At 63.8% G+C, this 20,997-nt stretch carries 16 protein-coding genes; 2 read left to right on the top strand and 14 right to left on the bottom strand.

Translation table 11 applies throughout. The annotated features are described in order from the left end of the window. Positions 1 to 7: 7 nt before the first annotated feature. The 5 genes from AC1DQQ_RS15715 to AC1DQQ_RS15695 all read right to left on the bottom strand — a co-directional run bounded on the left by AC1DQQ_RS15715 (position 8) and on the right by AC1DQQ_RS15695 (position 4,882). A complete protein-coding gene (locus AC1DQQ_RS15715) occupies positions 8 to 595 on the bottom strand; it encodes a hypothetical protein (protein ID WP_478045725.1) in 588 nt (195 codons plus the stop codon). After that, positions 592 to 1,872 (bottom strand): restriction endonuclease subunit S, encoded by a 1,281-nt coding sequence (locus AC1DQQ_RS15710; RefSeq protein WP_478045724.1) that lies wholly within the window; start codon positions 1,870 to 1,872, stop codon positions 592 to 594. The genes AC1DQQ_RS15715 and AC1DQQ_RS15710 overlap by 4 nt, the downstream gene beginning before the upstream one ends. Continuing rightward, the gene (locus tag AC1DQQ_RS15705) at positions 1,869 to 4,052 is read right to left on the bottom strand and encodes a type I restriction-modification system subunit M (RefSeq protein WP_478045722.1); all 2,184 of its coding nucleotides are present in this window, start codon (positions 4,050 to 4,052) and stop codon (positions 1,869 to 1,871) included. The genes AC1DQQ_RS15710 and AC1DQQ_RS15705 overlap by 4 nt, the downstream gene beginning before the upstream one ends. A 120-nt stretch (positions 4,053 to 4,172) precedes the next feature. After that, a complete protein-coding gene (locus AC1DQQ_RS15700; RefSeq protein ID WP_478045720.1) occupies positions 4,173 to 4,517 on the bottom strand; it encodes a helix-turn-helix domain-containing protein in 345 nt (114 codons plus the stop codon). Further along, on the bottom strand, positions 4,514 to 4,882 hold the full coding sequence (locus AC1DQQ_RS15695) for a type II toxin-antitoxin system RelE/ParE family toxin (protein ID WP_478045718.1): 369 nt from the start codon (positions 4,880 to 4,882) through the stop codon (positions 4,514 to 4,516). Before AC1DQQ_RS15695 ends, AC1DQQ_RS15700 begins: the two co-directional genes overlap by 4 nt. 180 nt (positions 4,883 to 5,062) lie before the next feature. Here AC1DQQ_RS15695 and AC1DQQ_RS15690 point away from each other — a divergent pair, with 180 nt between their 5' ends. Together AC1DQQ_RS15690 and AC1DQQ_RS15685 are read left to right on the top strand one after the other, a co-directional pair. Then, on the top strand, positions 5,063 to 6,301 hold the full coding sequence (locus AC1DQQ_RS15690; RefSeq protein WP_478032140.1) for a PAS domain-containing protein: 1,239 nt from the start codon (positions 5,063 to 5,065) through the stop codon (positions 6,299 to 6,301). Between the two features lie 251 nt (positions 6,302 to 6,552). Continuing rightward, positions 6,553 to 11,160 carry an NAD-glutamate dehydrogenase gene (locus tag AC1DQQ_RS15685; protein WP_478045716.1) on the top strand — a complete coding sequence of 1,536 codons (4,608 nt, stop codon included), beginning with the start codon at positions 6,553 to 6,555 and terminating at the stop codon, positions 11,158 to 11,160. A gap of 171 nt (positions 11,161 to 11,331) precedes the next feature. Here the strand turns inward: AC1DQQ_RS15685 and AC1DQQ_RS15680 are convergent, their stop codons facing one another. The 9 genes from AC1DQQ_RS15680 to AC1DQQ_RS15640 form a co-directional block, all read right to left on the bottom strand. Next, positions 11,332 to 12,447, bottom strand: a complete 1,116-nt coding sequence (locus AC1DQQ_RS15680; protein ID WP_478045714.1) for a PepSY-associated TM helix domain-containing protein — start codon at positions 12,445 to 12,447, stop codon at positions 11,332 to 11,334. 2 nt (positions 12,448 to 12,449) lie between these two features. Continuing rightward, entirely contained in the window at positions 12,450 to 13,133 is a 684-nt protein-coding gene (locus AC1DQQ_RS15675) for a Fe2+-dependent dioxygenase (protein WP_478045712.1), read from the bottom strand. Beyond that, positions 13,127 to 13,819, bottom strand: a complete 693-nt coding sequence (locus tag AC1DQQ_RS15670) for a tetratricopeptide repeat protein (protein ID WP_478045710.1) — start codon at positions 13,817 to 13,819, stop codon at positions 13,127 to 13,129. The genes AC1DQQ_RS15675 and AC1DQQ_RS15670 overlap by 7 nt, the downstream gene beginning before the upstream one ends. 38 nt (positions 13,820 to 13,857) lie before the next feature. After that, the gene (locus AC1DQQ_RS15665; protein ID WP_478045708.1) at positions 13,858 to 16,419 is read right to left on the bottom strand and encodes a TonB-dependent receptor; all 2,562 of its coding nucleotides are present in this window, start codon (positions 16,417 to 16,419) and stop codon (positions 13,858 to 13,860) included. 70 nt (positions 16,420 to 16,489) lie between these two features. Then, positions 16,490 to 16,756 (bottom strand): ribbon-helix-helix domain-containing protein, encoded by a 267-nt coding sequence (locus tag AC1DQQ_RS15660; RefSeq protein WP_478045707.1) that lies wholly within the window; start codon positions 16,754 to 16,756, stop codon positions 16,490 to 16,492. 109 nt (positions 16,757 to 16,865) lie between these two features. Then, entirely contained in the window at positions 16,866 to 18,692 is a 1,827-nt protein-coding gene (cobT, locus tag AC1DQQ_RS15655; protein ID WP_478042788.1) for a cobaltochelatase subunit CobT, read from the bottom strand. A gap of 10 nt (positions 18,693 to 18,702) precedes the next feature. Continuing rightward, entirely contained in the window at positions 18,703 to 19,707 is a 1,005-nt protein-coding gene (gene cobS / locus AC1DQQ_RS15650) for a cobaltochelatase subunit CobS (RefSeq protein WP_478032131.1), read from the bottom strand. A 111-nt stretch (positions 19,708 to 19,818) separates the two neighbouring features. Then, the gene (locus tag AC1DQQ_RS15645; protein ID WP_478045706.1) at positions 19,819 to 20,280 is read right to left on the bottom strand and encodes an SRPBCC domain-containing protein; all 462 of its coding nucleotides are present in this window, start codon (positions 20,278 to 20,280) and stop codon (positions 19,819 to 19,821) included. A gap of 2 nt (positions 20,281 to 20,282) precedes the next feature. Further along, a complete protein-coding gene (locus AC1DQQ_RS15640) occupies positions 20,283 to 20,966 on the bottom strand; it encodes a winged helix-turn-helix transcriptional regulator (RefSeq protein WP_478032129.1) in 684 nt (227 codons plus the stop codon). Between the last annotated feature and the right edge of the window lie 31 nt (positions 20,967 to 20,997).

Below are 20,997 nucleotides of genomic sequence, written 5' to 3'. Positions count from 1 at the left end.
CTCCCCCTCACACCGTCCTTATGGAGCTGTTTTCCAGCGCATCGAGTGTCAATTCTCTGATCTCATCGTAATGATAATGGCGAACTGACGGCTCGCGCGCGAGATAATGGCCAGCCGCATCGAGATATTTTGCCGGATTTTCGTTCTCGGTGAGGACGAATTTGCGGACCCGGATGCCGCGATCATCACCCGTATATTGGTTCACCACCTTGCGGAGGCTGCCGCACCAATTCGCCCCTGCCCTTAGCTGGTCGATGATGGATTGCGCCTCAAGGCTGCGCGATTTGAACTCGAACAGATAGGCGTTGATGGCGCGGCGATAGCATTGAAAGATAACGAAATCGCATCGCTTGGACCATTGCTTCCCGTTGTCGTCCAGAAAATCAAAGAGCGCCTCGCTCCTGCCATCCAGCTTGATGGCGAAGGCTTTGCCATTGAATGGCAACACCACCTTCCGCGTGACCTTTTTCGCCGATCCTTCAGGGAAGTATTTTTCGGCCAGTGTGATCGCGCCTGTCGAGCCGTCATCCACAATATATTTGTCGGAGATGTAAGCGCGAAGGTGATCGAAATAGCTGGACGCATCGAGGCTCATTGCAACCCCTTGATCTGGCCCGTGACAGCGGAGGTGATGAGGGCGGATCGGTATTCAGCCAGCTTGGAAATGCTTTCCTCGACCATGCCCCGCTGGCGATCATGGGCGATCATGGCGGCGTCGATGTGCGCTGAAATTGCGCGCTGCTCAACAAGCGGCGGCAATGACAGAACAACCTCCTTAGAGGTTTCGACGTTAAAGTGCTGTTGTAGAGCGCCCTCAGATCCCATCCCATATTGCGTCTTTGCGATGTCGCTGTTGAGAAACCATCCGATATAACGAGGATCTGCATTGTTCGGGCGCCGGATGATGACAAGGTCTATACAGTTACAACCTGCGAGTTCTTTGGTAACGACGGCTGTTGTTCCTGGCGCGCCCGTCCGCACGGCAACAAGATCACCTTCGCGCAATGTCGATTTGCGATTGAGCTCATGGCCATCGTCGGTGATATTTCGCGTGTCCGATAAGTCGAAATCCATTGTCTTGATATTTAGTCCGCGAAGGGCAAGCGTCCCTTGATCAGTATAATAGGCAGCAGGCGTAACCACGATCCCTACGGTGACGCGCGGCGAAACGTATTTTAGCCGCTTCACCTCCCAATGCGCAGGAACGTAGCCTAGCCAGTCAATACCGCTGTCGTTCAAGGGCGCGCCGCGATTCAGGCCTTTGGTGACGGCCTGGGTTATGATCGCCTGCCGCTTTTCGGCAAGGCGCGCCAGCAGCGCCCGCTTGCGGGCGATCAGAGCGTCGATCTGCACCGTCTTTTCATCTAGAAAAGCGGCAATGCGCGCCTGAGTTTTGAGAGATGGCAACGGCAAGGGTTGGTGGCCGACAATTTCCCAATCGGCGCGCGGCATTTTTGAACCGAAAGTCTCGGCATTAACAGCGTCAACGAACGCCCTGGAACTGCTGACGTAGAAGAGGAAGCGGGGCAGGACTTCAGCTGATGCGCGCAGGCAGAGAAATTCGCCAGAACTCACGCCGTCAAATGGTGCGTGATAGACTTTCGCCAGATAAGGTCGCAGCTTATTGAACAGTACATTGTCGGTCCAAAACCGCCGCCCGTCCGCCTCGACAGGCTGCGGATCGGTGTTAAGCATCCGCCCTGTCCAAGATTCTATATCTTCGTTTGATATGTAAGGCAGTTGTTCGGCTTCGTCGTCGCTGGGGCGGATCGTCGAAAGAGCAACGTGCCATTTTAGCCAGTCGGTTCGCCAATCGTTGGGCGGTTCGCCAATCCACGCGGGCAGCACGTCGCTGGTGGCTACGAAGCTCACGCCACCAACCCCTTGAGCAGATCGGCAATCTCGCCTTCCAGCTTGGTGATGTCCATCTCAATCTCGCCCAGCGGGCGGGGCGGCTTGTAGACGTAGAAATGCCGGTTGATCGGGATTTCATAGCCGATCTTGGTCTTGGTATAGTCCACCCAGGCATCGGGGACATGGGGCAGCACTTCGGCAGCGATAAAAGCATCAATGGCGGGCTTCATGGCCCTGACCAGATCATCATTAGGCATATCCGGCCCGAAGTTCATCGGCAGCGGCAAGGCCGTGCCGGAGGGCAGCGGGATATTTTCGGTATCGCGCAATTCGCTGTCCGGCTCCGGCCTGTCCTTGCTATCCCGGCAAATCTCCGCTGTGGGATCGCGCTCGCCCAGCGCCGCGAAGATCGCTTTCTTAATAGGGCCGGGCAGCTTCAGTTTCGCGCGTTTCGCGGCGGCCTCCAGCAGTGCCTCGAAGCGGTCGCGGTCCTTGACCAGCCCGGCCCCTGCGAGCGTGCCTAGCGCTGCCCGGATCGACTCTTGCAGGGCCCTGCCTTCGGCCTCTTCGGCTTCCACTGCCTTGGCGTCCTTGCGCTTCTTCGACATGGCCAGCGCAACGAATGCTGATTGATCGTCCAGCCGTGCGATCCGCTCCGGTGTCGCCTCGAAATTGAGCCGTAGGGGCCGCTCCACCGTGACTTTCAGAAAGCCAAATTCGCAGTTCTCGAAGATGCGACTGACGACGCGCTCCTCCCATGTCCCAGCCTTTTCGTCGGTGCAGACCCGCGCCTTTTCTCCATCGGTAAAATTGCCATAGAGTCGAGTCAGGTCGGCGAGGTGCACGTCGCTCAATTCATTGCGCTTATTATTGAGGCTCTTTTTCATCCTGGCAAAAAAGCGGGTGCCGTCGATGAGCTGGACTTTACCTCGCCGCTCCGGCTGCTTTCGGTTGGTGACGAGCCAGACGTACGTGAAGATGCCGGTGTTGTAGAAGAGCTGATCGGGCAGCGCGACGATGGCGTCGAGCCAGTCGTTCTCGATGATCCAGCGCCGGACATTGGATGGGCCGGAACCGGCATCGCCACTGAACAACGGCGATCCGTTGAAGATGATAGCGATCTTCGATCCTTCGCCGCCCTTCTCCGGGCTGGCATGCATCTTGGAAATCATGTGCTGGAGGAACAGGAATGAGCCGTCATTGATCGCTGGTAGCCCTGCGCCGAACCGGCCGCTGAAGCCCAGCTCATCAGCCTCCTTGACGACGACTTTCTGCTGATCTTTCCACTCGACACCAAAAGGCGGATTGGCCAGCATGTAGTGGAACCGCTTTTCCGGGAAACCGTCGCGTGTCTTGCCGTCGCCCAGCGTGTCGCCAAGAACGAGGTTGTTGGTCTCCTCATCCTTGATGAGCATGTCCGAACAGCAGATCGCCCAGCTTTCGTCGTTATATTCCTGCCCGTAGAGACCCAAATTAGCCTTGGCGTTGCTCGCGCGGATCGTCTCTTCGGAAACTGAGAGCATGCCGCCGGTGCCGCAGGCTGGATCGTAAATCTCGCGATAGACGCCGGGTTTGTAGACATCCTCCTCGCCCGTGTAGACGAGATGGGTCATAAGCCGGATGACTTCGCGCGGGGTGAAGTGGTCCCCGGCCTCTTCGTTCGCCTGTTCGTTGAATTTCATTACGAGGTATTCGAACAAATACCCCATCTGCAGATTGTCGATGCCGTTGTTCGGGTGCAGATCGACCTCGGCCATCGCCTTGACGATCGTGTATAGCCGGTTGCTCGCATCGAGTTTCTCGATCTGCTCGCCGAATTTGAACTTATCGAAGATCGCTCGCGCGGTTTCGGAGAACCCGTTGATGTAGGAGACCAGGTTCGGAGCGATGTTTTCGCTGTCCCCCAGCAGCTTCTGAAAGGTGAAGGGGCTGGTGTTGTAGAGCGGTTGCTTACGGTCTTTGTCGACCACTCGGGTTAGCAGCCTGGGGATCGCATTCTCCGGCGTGCCAGCCGCAACCAGCCGCTGATACTCCGCGACGACGGCCTCTTTGGTCGGCTCCAGCACGCAGTCGAGCCGGCGTAACACAACCATGGGAAGCATGACCAAGCGATATTGCGGCGGCCGATACGGCCCCCTCAAGCGATTGGCGACTTCCCAGATTTTCCCGGCAATGACCTTATGGCGTTCAGTAAGCAAAATGACCCTCCCGTTCGGCGGGGGTCGTGCCAAACGATGAACGAGATGTCACCGGAAACTTGGGTCGAGGTGATTGGATTTGAACCGCTTTGGGCGGGGTTTTGGCGACCGCCCCTTTGCTCACGCCGTCTCCAGCGTCCGGTCAACTTGCTCCACGCGGAGCTCTCCGACGCCGTCATGCCGACCGGTGGCGACGGTGATGACCACGTCGTGCCCAAGCTGTTGTAGACAGTCCTCGAGACGCTCGCGCGAGATGTCCTTCAACTTTCCCCGGCAAATCTCCGAGATTCGAGCCTGCGGAATGCCGGTGCGCTGCTGGACCTGCCGCTGGCTGAGCCCAAGCTCCTGAATGGTCTTGGCAATGATGACCGCGAGCTTGGCCTTGGCGGCAAATGACGGGCTGCGGCCGAGATGGACAAGAACGCTCTCACCGGCAGGTACGGTATATCCGATGTCGATGGTCATTTGCCTTGGTCCTTCTTCATCTGCTCAATCTTGATCCTGGCTGCCGCCAACCTGGCATCGATCGTCGCCTTGTCAGCCGCCGGGATCTCCCCGCCCTTCTTCGACTTCTTCTTGAAACAGTGGAGGACGAACACGACGTCCTCATGCTTCAAATAATAGACCGCCCGATAAGCATCGCCGTCATGGCTGTCCCTCAACTCCCACACGCCGTTTTCGAACGTCTTTGTAAGGTGTTTGGCGCCCTCGGGTGTTATGTCATTCTGGACAAGGCCGAGTTCGTAACCGAACTGATCGATGACCTCCTCCGGCATATCCAGGAGATCCTTGTAGGATGATCCCAGGAAATCGACTCTCTTGTTGTCCATCTTGACGTGGCTCCCTAGTGAGTGTTGATATCAATACTGGTATCAATTGTCAATGGGCGAGCGCTCTCCATCCGCCCTACCACCCCAAAATCACCCCACCCCAACACCCTTTACGCTTCGTTTACCACGCCCGGCGCAAAACACGCTCTGTGCAGGGCGATGTGCGCTCAGGGGACGCTTATGGATTCGCAGCGCGGCTACGAAGAGGACCGGTCGGATGCCGATCGCGTCGTCGCGGATGATGGGATCGACGACACGGTGGCGGCGGCGATCGGCAACGATGAGCGGCGCATGCACGTGCGCGCGTACAACCATTGGGTGTCGTTGCTGCGTGGGCGCGCTTATCCGTCGATCGAGGATCTCGACCCCGCCAATATCGCCGATTTCGGCCCGCATTCGGTGCTGCTCGATTTCACCGCCGGGATCGAGGATCCGGCGATCGCCTATCTCGGCCGCGCGCTGCGCGACGAGACCGCGCTCGATCAGTCGATCACCCATATCTCGCAAGTGCCCAGCCGGTCGCTGCTGTCGCGGCTGACCGACCATTATCTTCAGATCATCGCCAACCGCGCCCCGATCGGGTTCGAGGCCGAGTTCGTCGGCACGCGCGGCTATAACACCATGTATCGCGGCATCCTGATGCCCTTCTCCTCGAACGACGACACGATCGATTTCATCTATGGCGTGATCAACTGGAAGGAACTGGTCGACGCCGAGACGCAAAAGAAGCTCGACGCCGAGGTCGATACCGCGCTGCGCGCCGCGCCCAAGCCTCAGGCGGCCGCCCCGGTCTGGGCCGATGGTCCCGCCGCCGACGTGTCGCCGGTCGCCGAGCCAGACGATCTGGCCGGCAAGCTGGAACAGGCGCGGCAAACCGCGCAGGCGGCGACCAATGCCGATACGCGCAGCCGCGCCGCGCTCTATCGCGCGCTGGGCCGCGCGCACGATTTCGGGCTCGCCGCCGAACAGGATAGCGACACTTACGACCGGTTGCTCGCCGATGCCGGGGTGACCGTGCAGGAGCGCGCGCCGATGACCGCGGTGGCGAAATTGGTGTTCGGCGCCGATTACGACAAAGCGCGGCTGACCGAATTCGCCGCGGTGCTGGCCCATGCCCGCCGCCACGCCATCCCCGTGGGGCAGCTGACGCCGTTGCTGGAAACCGTCAACGGCGGGATCAAGGCAGTGGTCGCGGCTGAGCGGGCGGCGCGTAATCCTGCGAAGGAAGAGGGGCGCGATCCGCTTGCGGATATTGCCGAGCGGCTGGTGCTGGCGAGTGTCGAGTTTGCTACCGGGCTGGAGCCTGGGGAGCTGGTCGTGCTGCTGGGGCGGGCGACGGGTGAAGGGACGGTGGATATCGTTGCTTCGGTGGCGAATGACCGGTCGCTCGCGGCTCGGACGTTGAAGGCGGCGAAGTAGTTCCAAAGCTCGGCGCATCTCCCGCGCTGTCTTACACTCCTGCGTCATCCCGGCCTTGTGCCGGGATCCACGGTGCCGCAAGCGCGGAACCCTGAGCCTCTTGCTTCTCAGCCAGCCTCCCGGTGGATCCCGGCACAAGGCCGGGATGACGGTTGGAATAGGCCGCACCCGCCCGTCTTATTACCCCCACAAACCAAGTTACACCCGAAACTATCCTTGAGCCCGCCGGTCCGCGGGGGCATAGGACGGCGATGGCCAAGACCACGCTGAAATCGCTGTCGGACGCGCTTGCGGACCGGCTGACCAAGGGCGCCTTGCCGGGAGAGCTGCAGGGGTTTGGAAAGGCGGAGCGCGCGGAAGCCGCGAACTTCGTCGCCACCGCCGCGTACAACCGCCCGCCGGGCGGGCCGACCATGGCGATCGAGCCGATCGCGGCCAACGATCCGCGCCGCCGCATGCGCGTGGCGATCGTTAATGACGACATGCCGTTCCTGGTCGATTCGGTCGCGGCGACCATCGCGGCGCAGGGCATTGCGGTGGATCGCATCATCCACCCGGTCATCCCGGTCACGCGCGACCCCTCGGGCGGGCTGATGGGCGTCGGCGACGGCAATCCCGAATCGATGATCTATATCGAGATGGAGCGGGCCGATGCGCGCGAGCGCCGGGCGCTGGTCACCGCGCTCGAAGACAATCTGAAGGACGTGCGCGCCGCGGTGTACGACTGGGTGCCGTTGCAGGAGGCGATGGCGACCGATGCCGCGACGCTGACCGGCACGGGCGCGGAATTGCTCCGCTGGTTCCTCGACCGCCATTTCACGCTGCTCGGTCACGGCAAGTTCGGCCGCGAAGGCGGCGCGCGCGATCCGCTCGGCATCTGCCGCAACAAGCACGAGACCCCGATCCTGGCCGAAGCCTCGCGCGCGCTGGCGATCGAATGGTTCGAAAAGGGCAATGAAGCGCCGTTGCTGCTCAAGTCGAACTTCATCTCCAGCGTGCATCGCCACATCCCGCTCGACCTGATCGTGGTGCCGATCCGCGATGGCAAGAAGGTTTCCGGCCTGTCGATCCATGCCGGCCTGTGGACCTCGTCCGCGCTCAACTCGCCGCCCGACGACGTGCCGGGCCTGCGCACGCGGCTGGGCGATTTGCAGAAGAAATTCGGGTTCGATCCCAAGGGCCATGCCGGCAAGGCGCTCGAACATGCGCTGACCACCCTGCCCCATGATCTGCTGATCGCCTTCACGCCCGAGGCGCTGGAGGACGTCGCGCTGACGGCGATGAGCCTGGCCGACCGGCCGCGGCCCAAATTGGTGTTGGCGCGGTCGATCCTTGGCCGGCATCTATTCTGTTTCGTGTGGCTGCCGCGCGACGAATTCACCACCGCGCGCCGCATCGCGATCGGCGACATGCTGGCCGAGGCGGCCGGCGGCGCCGTGCTCAACTGGGCGATCGCGATGGACGATCTGGTCGCGCTGATCCGCTATACGGTCGATCTGCGCGGCGAGAGCCGGATGCCCGACGTCGCCGCGCTCGATACCCGCCTGGCGCGGATGATGCGCGGCTGGGCGCCGGCGGTCGAAGCGGCGCTGGCCGAAACCGATGTGGCGCGGTCGACGCGATTGGCGCTGCGCTGGGCGAATTGCTTCCCGCAAGGCTATCGCACGGTCAACAGCGCCGACGAAGCGGCGCGCGACATCCTCAGCCTGTCGACGCTCGAAACGCCGGAGCAGCGCGCGGTCCGCCTCTATCGCGACGCGCGCGGCGAAGCGCGGCTGAAACTCTATCGCCTCGGCGGCTCGATCGCGCTGTCGGATGCGGTGCCGGTGCTGGAGAATTTCGGCTTCCGCGTGATCGAGGAAGTGCCGACCGCGCTGACCGACGAGGGTCAGGGCTACATCCACGAATTCCTGATCGAGGCGGCGGGCGGCGTCGGCGCGGTGTTCGACGGCAATACCAGCGTGCTGGAAAATGCGGTCGCCGCGGTGCTGGAAGGCAATGCGGAGAACGATGCGTTCAACCGCCTGATCGTCGACCTCAATATGGCGCCAAGCTCGGCGGTGCTGTTCCGCGCCTGGTTCCGCTATCTGCGCCAGGGCGGACTGAACTATGGCCTGACCACGGTGGTCGACGCGCTGCGCCGGGCGCCGGTGGTCACCGCCGCGCTGATCGACCGGTTCGACGCCGCGCACGGGCCGGGCGGCAAAAGCGAAGCCGGGGTGATCGCCGCCGATGAGGCGATCAAGGCCGGGCTCAACAATGTCTCAGCGATCGACGACGACCGCATCCTGCGCGCGATCCATGGCGTGATCGCCGCGACGTTGCGCACCAACGCTTTCACCCCCGCGGCGGACGAAGCGCTGGCGTTCAAGCTCGACAGCCACAAGGTGCCGGGCCTGCCCGCGCCGCTGCCTTGGCGCGAGATCTGGGTGTACAGCCCGCGGGTCGAGGGCATCCATCTGCGCGCCGGCCCGGTCGCGCGCGGCGGGCTGCGCTGGTCCGACCGGCGCGACGACTTCCGCACCGAGATTCTCGGCCTGATGAAGGCGCAGCGCGTCAAGAACGCGGTGATCGTGCCGACCGGCGCGAAGGGCGGCTTCTATCCCAAGCAGCTCCCCAGCCCCGCGGTCGATCGCGATGCCTGGTTCGCCGAAGGGACCGAGAGCTACCGCATCTTCATCCGCACTTTGCTGTCCGTCACCGACAATATCGTCGAGGGCAAGGTCGTCCATCCCAGGGGCGTGACGATCCTGGACGGCGACGATCCCTATTTCGTCGTCGCCGCCGACAAGGGCACCGCGACCTTCTCCGACGTCGCCAATGCGATCGCGATCGAGCGCGGCTTCTGGCTGGGCGACGCTTTCGCCTCGGGCGGCAGCTACGGCTATGACCACAAGGCGATGGCGATCACTGCCAAGGGCGCCTGGATCTCGGTCCAGCGCCATTTCGCCGAGCGCGGGGTCGACGTTCAGACGCAATCGATCCGCGTCGTCGGCTGCGGCGACATGTCGGGCGACGTGTTCGGCAATGGCATGTTGTTGAGCCAGGCGATCAAGCTGGTCGCGGCGTTCGACCACCGCCACATCTTCCTCGACCCCGATCCCGATCCGGCCGCGAGCTGGGCGGAGCGCGAGCGCATGTTCAACCTGCCGCGGTCGAGCTGGGCGGATTACAATCCCAAGCTGATCTCGAAAGGCGGCGGCGTGTTCCCGCGCAGCGCCAAGACGATCCCGCTGTCGAAACAGGTCAAGGCCGCGCTCGACATTCAGGCCGACGAGCTCGAGCCCGCCGCGTTGATCTCGGCGATCCTCAAATCGCCGGCCGACCTGATCTGGTTCGGCGGCATCGGCACCTATGTGAAGGCCGCGAGCGAGAACCATATCGAAGTCGGCGACCCGGCCAATGACCGCCTGCGCGTCAATGCCGAGGATCTGCGCGCGACCGCGATCGGCGAAGGCGCCAATCTGGGCGTGACCCAGGCGGGACGCATCGCCTTCGCGTCGAAGGGCGGCCGGATCAATACCGACTTCATCGACAATTCGGCCGGCGTCGATTGCTCGGATAACGAGGTCAATATCAAGATCGCGCTCAACCGCGAGATGATCGAAGGCCGGCTGCAATTCGAGGCGCGCAACAAATTGCTCGTCCAGATGACCGACGACGTCGCGCACCTGGTGCTCGAGGACAACCGCCTGCAGACGCTGGCGCTGTCGATCATGGAGCAAGACGGCGCCCAAGCCTTGCCGAGCTTCGTCCGCCTGATCGAGATATTCGAGAGCGCCGGCCGGCTCGACCGCGTGGTCGAGGGGCTGGCCGATAACGGCACCTTGCTCCGCCGTGCACCCGAAGGCCGCGGCCTGACGCGTCCCGAACTCGCGGTGCTGCTCGCCACCGCCAAGCTCGCGCTGCAGGACGCGATCGAACATTCCGACCTCGGCAGCGATGACGAACTGCTCGCCGATCTCCACGCCGCTTTCCCGCCGGCGATGCGCAAGAAATTCGCCGACGCGATCGACCATCACCGCCTGCGCAGCGAGATCATCGCGACCAAGCTCGCCAATCGCGTCGTCAATCGCCTGGGCGTGCTCCACCCGTTCGAACTGGCGGAGGAGGAAGGTGCTGCGATGGCGGACATCGCGGCGATGTTCGTCGTGGTCGAGCGGCTCTACGATCTCGACAAATTATGGACCGAGATCGAGCGCGCGCCGATGCCCGAAACGGGCCGTCTGGCGCTATTCGACGAAGTGGCGGTCGCGGTGCGCAGCCAGATCGCCGATCTGTTGCGGGTGACCGCGCCCGGCGCCACGCCGTCGGCAGTGATCGCGCGCCTGGCCAAAGGCGTCGCCGCGCTCGACCGCAAGACCAAGGAATTGCTGCTCGAGGAAGCGAGCGCGCAATCGGTGCGGATCTCGACCAGCCTGGAAGCGGCTGGCGCACCGGCGGCGCTGGCGAAGAAGGTCGTGCGGCTGTTCGAGCTCGACGGCGCGGTCGGCCTCGCCGATCTCGGCGCCGAGCTCGGCATGGACGAGACGGTGTTGACCCGCGCCTTCACGCATCTGGGCCAAGCGCTTGGGCTCGACTGGGCGCAGGCGACCGCGGCGCGCATCCTGTCGAGCGATCCGTGGGAACGCCTGCTGATCGCCGGGCTCGCGCGCGACTTCCAGCAGCTCCGCCTCGAATTCCTCGAACGGCACGCCGGCAAGGATCCCGAGGGTGCCGTGGAGATGTGGCTGGGCGCCAACGCCGGCCGCGTCGCCCAGTTCAAGGGCGTGGTCGATCGTGCGCGGACCGCGGCGACGCCGAATGCCGCGATGCTGGCGCAGATTGCCGGCCAGGCGCGAGTGTTGCTGGGGCGGTAATCGCTAACCCTCTCCCGCGTGCGGGAGAGGGAGGGGCCCGCCGCCGAAGGCGGTGGGAGGGTGAGGGTCTTCTTACTTCTTTTTGGCTTCGGCCGCTTGGAAGAAGAAAGAAGACCCTCACCCAACCCTCTCCCGTAAACGGGAGAGGGCTTTAAGGGCGGCGGCCGTCTATCAAGCCCTAACCGCCACTTTCGCCCTCTGCCGCACCTTCAACTCACTCTTCCATCCTCGCGCCCGCCACCACATGATGACCCCGGTGACCGCCAGCACCGCTGGCAGCAACCCGCCAAGGAAAATCACCACCTGCCACAGCAAACCCATCCGCGTGCCGTCATGGATGCGGCGCATCAGGCGGGCAGTGTCCTCCCTGGGCGCCGGCGAGGCCTTCGCTTTTCCCGTCGCGTCGTCCACCTTGACCTGACGCCCGGCACCTTCCCCGATCGTCACGGTCCATTCGGGCTTGAGATCGGTCGGCCAGGCGATCGTCGCCACGTCGCCGGGCAACGCCGCCCGCGCGCTGGCCATTGCGGCATCGAGGCCGGTTTTCGGCGCCTCCAGCGGTTTCGCCCTCGCCAGCGCCGCGCGGTCGGGGCCCTTTTGCGGCTGCGCGCCCGACATCGCGCCGAAGAATTGCGGGAAGCTGATCCACGCGCCAGTCAGCGACAGCGCGAACAACGGCAAGGCGATCCAGAAGCCGAACAGATGATGCAGATTGGTATCGAGATGGCGATGCCGCCGCCACCTGAGCCCGCGCACCCATTTGCCGACGGTCGGCCACCACAGCCAGATCCCCGTGAAGCACGAGAACAGCATGAAGACGCCCAGCCAGCCGACGATCGAGCGTCCCCAGACCGGGACCATCAAACTGCCATGGATCATGTGCATCGCGCGGATCAGCCCGGAATTGCTGCTCGCGCGATCGAGCACCCGCGCGGTCGGCGGGTCGAGCCAGATGTTGGTCCGCGCCGGCGGCCCCGCTTGCGGCCTGGCGCCGCCGGGTATGGCCGTGACCATCACCGGGCCGTCGCCCTTGGGCAAGGTGATCGACTGGATACGATCGCCGGGCTTGAGCACCGATTTCGCCGCTTGGACATAAAGCTGCGGATCGAGCGTCTGCGCGCCGCTCACCGCGTAACGCTGCGGATTGAGGCCATGGTCGAGCGCGTCGTCCCACACCAACGCGGCGCCGGTTACGCACAAAGGGATGATCAGGATCGCCAGAATCAGCCCGATCCATTTGTGCACCTGGAACCAGAAATTGCGCAGCCCGATCTTGGTCATCGTCATCCTTATGCCTCGGCCCAACGCCGCAGCAGATTGTGATAGGTTCCGGTCAGCCGAACCACCGCCGGGTCGTCCTGGCCGAGCCGCGCCGCGACGTCCTGCACGGCCTGATCGAGCTCGAACAGAATGCGGCGCGCGCCATCGTCGCGAACCATCGACTGGATCCAGAAGAAGGAGGCGATACGCTCGCCGCGGGTGACCGGTTCGACGCGATGCACGCTCGACGCCGGATAGAGCACCATGTGCCCGGCGGGCAGCTTGACGCGCTGCTCGCCGAACTGGTCCTCGATCACCAATTCGCCGCCGTCATAGCTGTCGGGATCGGACAGGAAGAGCGTCGCCGACAAGTCGCTGCGCACGCGAAAGTCGCTGCCGCGGCGGATGCGGATCGCGCTGTCGACATGCGCGCCGAACGTGTCGCCGCCGGCATAACGGTTGAACAGCGGCGGATAGACTTTGAGCGGCAGGGCGGCAGCGACGAACAATGCCGCTCCCGACAAGGCATCGAGCACCATCGTCCCCGCCTCGCGCGCCGCTGCCGATTCCTCGGGCAGCTGCGCATTCTGTTTGGCGAGCGCCGATTGATGGCCGGAGGTCGCATTGCCATCGATCCATTCGGCCGCGTCGATCATCGCGCGCAACCTGGCGACGCCCGTCGCGTCGAGCACATCGGGGATCGCGATCAGCATCGCGCGGCTCCGCGCTCGATGGCGGCGCGGCCGCGCGCGCGAAAGGCGGGCACCGGCGAGGCGTCGAGAAACGCCGCTGCTTTGGCGACAAAAGCCGGCGTTGCCCGCTCCCCTGCCCGTTCGATCCAGCGAAGCGCTTCCTCCCCGCGTCCCTTGGCGCCGAGCATGCGCGCGTGGTTGAACATGCCGCGGAAATCGCCGCCCTCGGCCGCGCATTCGTAGAGCCGCGCCGCCTTGGTCAGGTTGCGGGCGACTACCCAGCCATCTTCATGGAAGCTGCCGACGAAGTTGATCGCTTTGGCATTACCCAGCTTGGCCGCCTTCTCGAACCAGGCGAACGCCGCCGCCTTGTCCTCGGCGACACCGTGCCCGAGCGCGAGCAAGGTTGCATAATTGTACATCGCCCAGTCGAGTCCGCGCTCAGCGGCGATGCGATAACAATCCGCCGCACGCGCCTTGTCGACCGCGACGCCCCAGCCGAGATCGTAACAGCGCCCGACCATGTTGAGCGCCATCAGATGGCCCTGTGCCGCGGCGCGATTGAACCAGGCGAAGCCGGCGGCTTCGTCCTTGGCCACGCCGTTCCCGTCGAGCAGCAATTGGCCATAGAGCGCCTGTGCCTCGGCCTCTCCGCTCTCGGCTAGCTGACGAAGAAACGCCGCGCGCTCGTCGGGATCATCGGGCAAGCGCGCGGCACTGACGACGGTGGAGGGGGGTGCCGTCGTCAGAACTTGAACTCCACCGACCCGAACACCGTCCGCCCGGTGGCGATCGACGCGTAATGGCTGGTATAGACCTGGTTGAAATAGACCTTGTCGGTCAGGTTTTGCGCGTTGACGCTGAGCTGGATGTTCCTGGTCAGCTTGTACGACGCGCGCGCGTCGAACCGCCAATAAGACGGGATCATGCGATAGAGCACCTTGGTCGCCGGCGTGACCGTCACGACTCCGCCGTCGGTCTGCGTCGCCGCGCGATTGTCGGCATAGCCGCCGAACTGCTTGTCCATATAGAGCGCCCCGCCGCTGACCGAGAAGCGCTTGGTCACGTCGACCGTGGTCCAGGCGGTGAACGAGTTCTTCGCGGTTTGCGGCACCTGCTTGCCGGTGTTGACCGACACGACCTGCACCGTCGTCGCCTTGGCCGCGCCGTTGGCCGGCACGGTCAGCGCGGTGAAACCGCCATCGGTGATCTTGGGATCGAGATAGGTATAGCCGCCGAACACCGTCCAGCCGGGCAGGATCGTGCCGTTGACGGTGAGCTCCAGCCCGCGAATGCGCGTCTTGCCCAGGAAGGACGGCAGGCCATCGTTACCCGTCACGCGCGCATTGTCGATATCGGTCTGGAAAATCGCGAGACCCAACCCTAGCCGTTCCTTGAACAGGCTCGCCTTGGCGCCGACTTCGTACGACTTGGTCTTCYGCACCTTCAGCGCGTCGAGGATCGCCAGATTCTGATTAGTGACGGTGGTCGGCAGCGCATTGTCCTCGCGACCCTCCCCCAGCAAAGTGTTGGGCGGCGTCGCGGCGGTCGCGTAGCTTGCATAGAGGCTGGTCTCGGGGGTCGGTTTGAACACCAGGCCCGCCTGCCAGTTGAACCATTCGTCGGTCCGGCCGAGCCTGAACGATTGGGTCGCCGCATAAGTCTGACCAGGCGTGGTCACGGACTTGAAGCGGTCGAACCGTGCGCCGAGGTTGAGGATCAGTTGCGGCGTCAAGGTGATCGAGTCGAAACCGTAGATGCTGACGGTGTTGGCGTCGTTCTGCGTCTCTTCGAGCGGCAGGGATTTCACGATCGGCGACGGCGCGGCCGAGGCGTCGCTCGCGTAATTGACCCAGTGATCATAGGGATTCGGGTTGAACAGGCTGGTGCAATAATAACGCGACACCGTCGCCGTGTTGCAGCGCGGGCTGATGGTCGAGCCGGTCGACAATGTTTCGACGCCGGAGGAATTGAGAAAGCCGCGCGTCACGAACGTGCCGCGGCGTGCCTTTTCCCAGGAGAATTCCGCGCCGACCGCGATGCTGTGCTTGATCCCGCCGGTATCGAACGTGCCGTAGAGATCGATCTGATCGGTCAGCGCGTCCGAATAACTGTACCGCGTATTGGCGCGACGCCAGACATAACCGCCGCTAACGAGGTCGCCGCGCGTTCCCGCCGCTCCGGTCGTCGGATTGGTTGACGCGGTGCCGTAGACGTTGCCGGTGCTGTCGTCGGGCAGCAGGAAGATATAGGCCTGGGTCGAGTGCGACCAGCGCGCGGTGTTGCGGATGGTGAGCGTCGGCGACAGATCGCGTTCGAAGCGGATCGTCGCCTGATCAGTGGTCGCGTCGCGGAAATCGCGGTCGACGAGCCCGTAATAAGTGCTGCGATCGACATAGCCGGTCTGGCCGCCGGCGGTGGTGATCCGACCGAGCGCGGGTTGGGTATAGATGTTGCCCGTGCCCGGCGCGTTGGCGATCGTGTAGAGATACGGAATGCCGCTATCGGGCAGTTCGTGGCTCTCCAGCCGGTAATAGCTCGCGGTCAATCGCGTCGCCGTGCCGAGGCCGATCGTCAGCGACGGCGCAAAGCCCCAGCGCCTGGCCCAGATTGCGTCGCGGCCCGAAAAGTCCTGATCGTGCCATAACCCCTGGATGCGGAAGGCCACGGTCGGCGTGATCGCGATGTTGAGGTCGGCGGTGACGCGCTTGTAATCGGCCTCGCCATAGCTTGCCGTGACGCTGCCGAACGTGCCAGCCTTGGGCAATTTGGAGATGATGTTGATCGTTCCGCCGGCAGAGCCGCGCCCGCCCAGGGTCGAGTCCGAGCCGCGGACGATCTGCACGGAGTCGATCGCGAAGGTTTCGCGCGTCTGCGACGACAAATCGCGCACGCCGTCGACATAGATCGATCCCTGGCTGTCGAAGCCGCGGATGAACGGGCGGTCGCCGATCGGATTGCCACCCTCGGCCGCGCCGAAGGTGATGCCGGGTACAGTGCGCAGCGCGTCCTGGAGCGAGGCCGATCCGGTTTCCTCGATCACCCTGCTCGGGATGACGACGATCGATTTGGGCGTATCGACGACGCGCGCCACGTCCTTGGGGCCKCTGGACTCCGCCTCGGCCTTAATCAGCTGGCCATTGATGATGATGTCGCGGCGCCGATCCTGATCGTCGCCGTCGTCATTGGCCGGCGTCGGATCGGGGCCATCGGCGGCCAGCGCCGGATGCGTGGCGAAGGCGCCGACGCAGGACAGAGCCAGGAAAGCAGGCTGCGCGACGCGACGCGCGGCATTGTTGCGATTCACTCTTATCTCCCTTGTTGGGAGATCCGCTATTGAGAGTCGTTCGCAGTGTCAACGCTATTGAGAAATATTCTCAACTACTCTGGTCATTCGCCTCGCTAAACGCCCAGGTCCGCAGCGCGCTGGCGAGGTTGGGCGGCTCGTCGGCGAGGATGCGCAATGCGTCGATCTCGGCGACCAGCGCGGAGAGCGGCAAAGCGCGGGCCTTCGCCGCGTCTTCGAGTGCTCGCCAGAATAAGGGTTCGAGCGTGATCGAGGTTTCGTGCCCGGCGATCGTGATCGAGCGTTTGACGGGGCCGGCGAAACCGCCCGGAGGAGGAGATATTTCCCTCGTCGTCATGCCGGGCTTGTCCCGGCATCCACCGCGCAACAACGCCTCAGCTCGGTTGTGGAGGAGTGGACCCCGGCACAAGGCCGGGGTGACGGCTGTTGATTCAGGCTGCTCTCACTCAAGGCTTGTCGAACAAAGCCGCGAGCTGCTCGATGATCGCGCCGCCCAATTGCTCGGCATCCATGATCGTCACAGCGCGCTCATAATAACGCGTGACGTCATGGCCGATCCCGATCGCGACCAGTTCAACCGGCGAGCGGTTCTCGATCCAGTGGATCACCTGGCGCAAATGGCGTTCGAGATACGATCCGCTGTTCACCGACAAGGTGGAGTCGTCGACCGGCGCGCCGTCGGAGATCACCATCATGATCTTGCGTTCCTCGGAGCGGCCGATCAGCCGGCCGTGCGCCCAGAGCAACGCCTCGCCGTCGATATTCTCCTTGAGCAACCCTTCCCGCATCATCAGCCCCAGGCTGGGCTTGGCGCGGCGCCAAGGCTCGTCGGCCTGCTTGTAGACGATGTGGCGGATGTCGTTGAGCCGGCCCGGCTGCGGTGGCCGCCCCGCCGCGAGCCAGCTTTCACGGGCCTGCCCGCCTTTCCACGCGCGGGTGGTGAAACCGAGAATCTCTGTCTTCACCCCGCAGCGTTCGAGCGTGCGTGCCAGGATGTCGGCGCTGATCGCGGCGATCGAGATCGGCCGCCCGCGCATCGACCCCGAATTGTCGATCAACAAGGTGACGACGGTGTCCTTGAATTCGGTGTCGCGCTCGATCTTGTAGCTGAGCGACTGCATCGGGTTGATCACCACGCGCGCCAGCCGCGCAGCGTCGAGCAGCCCTTCTTCCTGGTCGAAATCCCACGACCGGTTCTGCTGCGCCATCAGCCGGCGCTGCAGCCGGTTGGCGAGCTTGGTCACCGCACCCTGCAGATGGACCAATTGCTGGTCGAGATACGAGCGCAGCCGCGTCAGCTCCTCGGCGTCGCACAGCTCGGTCGCGGCGATCACCTCGTCGAACTGGGTGGTCCACGCTTTGTAATCGAATTGCGACGAGGGATCGGCGAACGGGCGATTGGGGCGGACGGGGAGCATCCCCTCCTCGCCTTCGTCGCCGGCCTCGCCATCGGCATCCTCGAAGGATTCGTCGCCGGCCTCCGAGCCCTCGCCATCGTCGCTGTCCGCCTCGGACTGCTCGCCACGCGCTTCGACTTCGCCCTGGCCCTGCTCGCCCTGGTCGTCGCCTTCCTCGCCCTGATCCTGCTCCTCGTCAGTCCCTTCGTCGTCCGAGCCGCCGTCATCGCTGTCCTCGGGGATCTGGTCGCCTTCGACCAGTTCGAGATCCTCGAGCAATTTGGTCGCCAGGCTGGCGAACGCACGCTGATCGTCGAGCGCGAGGCGGAGCGCGTCGAGATCGCCGCCCGCTTTCTCCTCGATCCACTCGCGGACCAAATCGAGCCCTTGCCGCGCCACGTCGGGCGCCGCCTGGCCGGTCAGCCGCTCGCGCACCAGCAACTGGATCGCGGTCGATAGCGGAACTTCGTCACGGCTGCGCGCCCGCGTGATCGGGTCCGAGCGCAAGCGCATGTCGAGCGCATGGTTCAGATTGTCCGAAATCCCGGCATAGCCGCGCGACCCCAACGCCTCGACCCGCGCCGTCTCCGCCGCATCGAACACCGCGCGCGCGACGGCATCGTGCGGCGCATTCTTGAGGTGGAGCGACGGGTTGTGGAGTTTCAGCCGCAGCGCGAATGAATCGGCAAAGCCGCGCGCCTCAGCGACCTGGTCGGCCGGGAGCGTCCGCGCCGGCATCGGCACCTTGATATGCTTGCCCGACTGCGCCGGCGCGTCGGCGGTGAACGCAAGTTCGACCTCCGCCTCGTCGGCAAGCGCGCGCGACGCGCCGCCGAGCACGGCCTTGAAGCGATCGAGGGGTGTATCCTGCGCCACGCGCTCGCTGTTACGCCTTCGCCACTACGCTCTCGGGCAAATCTTTCCCGAACACGCGCTGATAATATTCCGCCACCAGCGCCCGCTCCGCTTCGTCGCACTTGTTGAGGAACGACAAGCGGAACGCGAAGCCGACATCGCCGAAGATCAGCGCGTTCTGCGCCCAGGTGATCACGGTACGCGGGCTCATCACGGTCGAGATGTCGCCGTTGATGAAGCCCTTGCGAGTCAGATCTGCGACGCGGACCATGTTGTCGACGACCTGCTTGCCGTCGGGCTTGTCATATTCGCCCGACTTGGCGAGCACGATCTGCGCCTCGACCGCGGCGGGCAGATAGTTGAGCGTCACGACGATGTTCCAACGGTCCATCTGACCCTGGTTGATCTGTTGCGTGCCGTGATAAAGGCCGCTGGTGTCGCCCAGGCCGACCGTGTTCGCGGTCGCGAACAACCGGAAATAGGGGTTGGGGCGGATCACGCGGTTCTGGTCGAGCAGAGTCAGCTTGCCCTCGGTCTCGAGCACGCGCTGGATCACGAACATCACGTCGGGGCGGCCGGCATCATATTCGTCGAACACCAAAGCGGTCGGCGTCTGCAGCGCCCAGGGCAGCAGGCCTTCGCGGAATTCGGTGACCTGCTGGCCGTCCTTGAGCACGATCGCGTCGCGGCCAATCAGGTCGATACGGCTGATATGCGCGTCGAGGTTGATGCGGATGCACGGCCAGTTGAGGCGCGCCGCGACCTGTTCGATATGCGTCGACTTACCGGTGCCGTGATAGCCCTGGACCATCACGCGGCGATTGTGCGCGAAGCCCGCCAGGATCGCCAGCGTGGTGTCGGGATCGAACACATAAGCGGGGTCGAGATCCGGCACGCGCTCGTCGGCCTCGCTGAACGCGGGCACTTCCATGTCGCTGTCGATGCCGAACAGGTCACGGACCTTCCTGATCTGGTCGGGCGCGTCGAGCAATGTCGTCTGGCGGCTGTCGGGCTGGATGTTGGGGATATCGGTCATCAACTATTCCTTCGCGGCGCCCTCCCTAGACGCGGCGGTACGGCGAAGTCGAGACGTGATTGCGGACCCGATGTTCGAAAATCCGCCTTCGTCAGATGCGCGCGCTTGCCTCTATTCAAGGAAGTCCGCGAGGTTGGAGAGGGTTGAGGCGAGCCCCCGAGCATGATCCTCGGCCGAGATGCCGGGCGGTACATCGGACGCGGTAATCATGACCACCGTTCCTTCTGGGACGGCGCGAAGCAACCAGGTCATCGTTATCGTGCCGGCGCAAGCGGGGTCGTCCGACTCGAAATCAGCGGTCTGGACGATGCGTTCGCCGGGGATCAGTTCGACCAGCCGCCCGTCCACAGTATCGGCATCGGCCGAACTCTTGCCGGCGGTGGCGTGCTCGCCGGTAAAGGTCAGCGTCAGGCGATAATGCCCGCCAGGCCATGGCTCGAACCGATCGAATTTCCCCGTCATGCCCTCAGGCGGTAACCAACGCGTCTGCGCTTCGGGATCGATGAAGGCGTCGTAAATCGCCTCGGGCGTCGCTCGGATGATCCGGCTGGCGCTGTCGGTCCGCCCAGTCACGATCAATCCTCGGTCCATTTGGGCGGCAGCGGGAACAGCGTGACGAACCGCTCGGCGAGCGCACGGTCCCCTTCGACCGTGACCAAGCCTAATTTCTCGCCTTCCGCGATGGGCACGCCGCCATAGGTCAGCGCGGCAAATCCGCGTGGGGTCGAGGTGAAGACGAGATCGGCATCCACTGGTTCGGTCCGCGCCACTTGAAAGCTGCTATTGGCGAGTTCGGTGGTGAACACCTCATCGCCCAGCCGAAAACCGATCCTCGCGACCATGCCCGCCGAACGTTCGGCCGACAACATGGTGCGGAACGACAGCATCAGCGACGCCGCCGACAAGGGCAAGGACGGATCATGCGCGGGCGAGCGCGTCGCCCAGCGGCCGAGCTCCTGGATCGCGGTTTCGCTTTCATAACCCCAGCGAGTCAGCTCATAGATCTGGACTGAGGCGGGCGGCGGCAGTTTGCGCTTCTGGAGAATGCCGGCGGCCTCCATCCCTTCGAGCCGCTGGGTCAGCACATTGGCGCTGATGCCGTTGAGCGCGCCTTTGAGCTCGCCGAAGCGCCGGCCGCCGAACATCAGCTCGCGAACGATCAACAGCGACCAGCGTTCGCCCACCAATTCGAGCGCCATCGCGGTGCCGCAGGCATCGTCATACCACCGTTTTTCCACCATTTTTTCCAGCTTAGTCACTTTTTATAACTTCATGGTTGCTTTTTGTAAC

This window comes from Sphingomonas sp. P4_G3 (genome assembly GCF_056401105.1).
Note: the sequence above shows the minus strand (reverse complement) of the source record. Positions and strands in the feature narration are given on the sequence as shown.

What these genes read in the sequence shown, in the direction of transcription:
- AC1DQQ_RS15715 (WP_478045725.1), bottom strand. Translation starts at nt 595, where the DNA reads ATGAGCCTCGATGCGTCCAGCTATTTCGATCACCTTCGCGCTTACATC.
- AC1DQQ_RS15700 (WP_478045720.1), bottom strand. Translation starts at nt 4,517, where the DNA reads ATGACCATCGACATCGGATATACCGTACCTGCCGGTGAGAGCGTTCTT.
- AC1DQQ_RS15695 (WP_478045718.1), bottom strand. Translation starts at nt 4,882, where the DNA reads ATGGACAACAAGAGAGTCGATTTCCTGGGATCATCCTACAAGGATCTC.
- AC1DQQ_RS15690 (WP_478032140.1), top strand. Translation starts at nt 5,063, where the DNA reads ATGGATTCGCAGCGCGGCTACGAAGAGGACCGGTCGGATGCCGATCGC.
- AC1DQQ_RS15685 (WP_478045716.1), top strand. Translation starts at nt 6,553, where the DNA reads ATGGCCAAGACCACGCTGAAATCGCTGTCGGACGCGCTTGCGGACCGG.
- AC1DQQ_RS15680 (WP_478045714.1), bottom strand. Translation starts at nt 12,447, where the DNA reads ATGACGATGACCAAGATCGGGCTGCGCAATTTCTGGTTCCAGGTGCAC.
- AC1DQQ_RS15675 (WP_478045712.1), bottom strand. Translation starts at nt 13,133, where the DNA reads ATGCTGATCGCGATCCCCGATGTGCTCGACGCGACGGGCGTCGCCAGG.
- AC1DQQ_RS15660 (WP_478045707.1), bottom strand. Translation starts at nt 16,756, where the DNA reads ATGACGACGAGGGAAATATCTCCTCCTCCGGGCGGTTTCGCCGGCCCC.
- cobS (WP_478032131.1), bottom strand. Translation starts at nt 19,707, where the DNA reads ATGACCGATATCCCCAACATCCAGCCCGACAGCCGCCAGACGACATTG.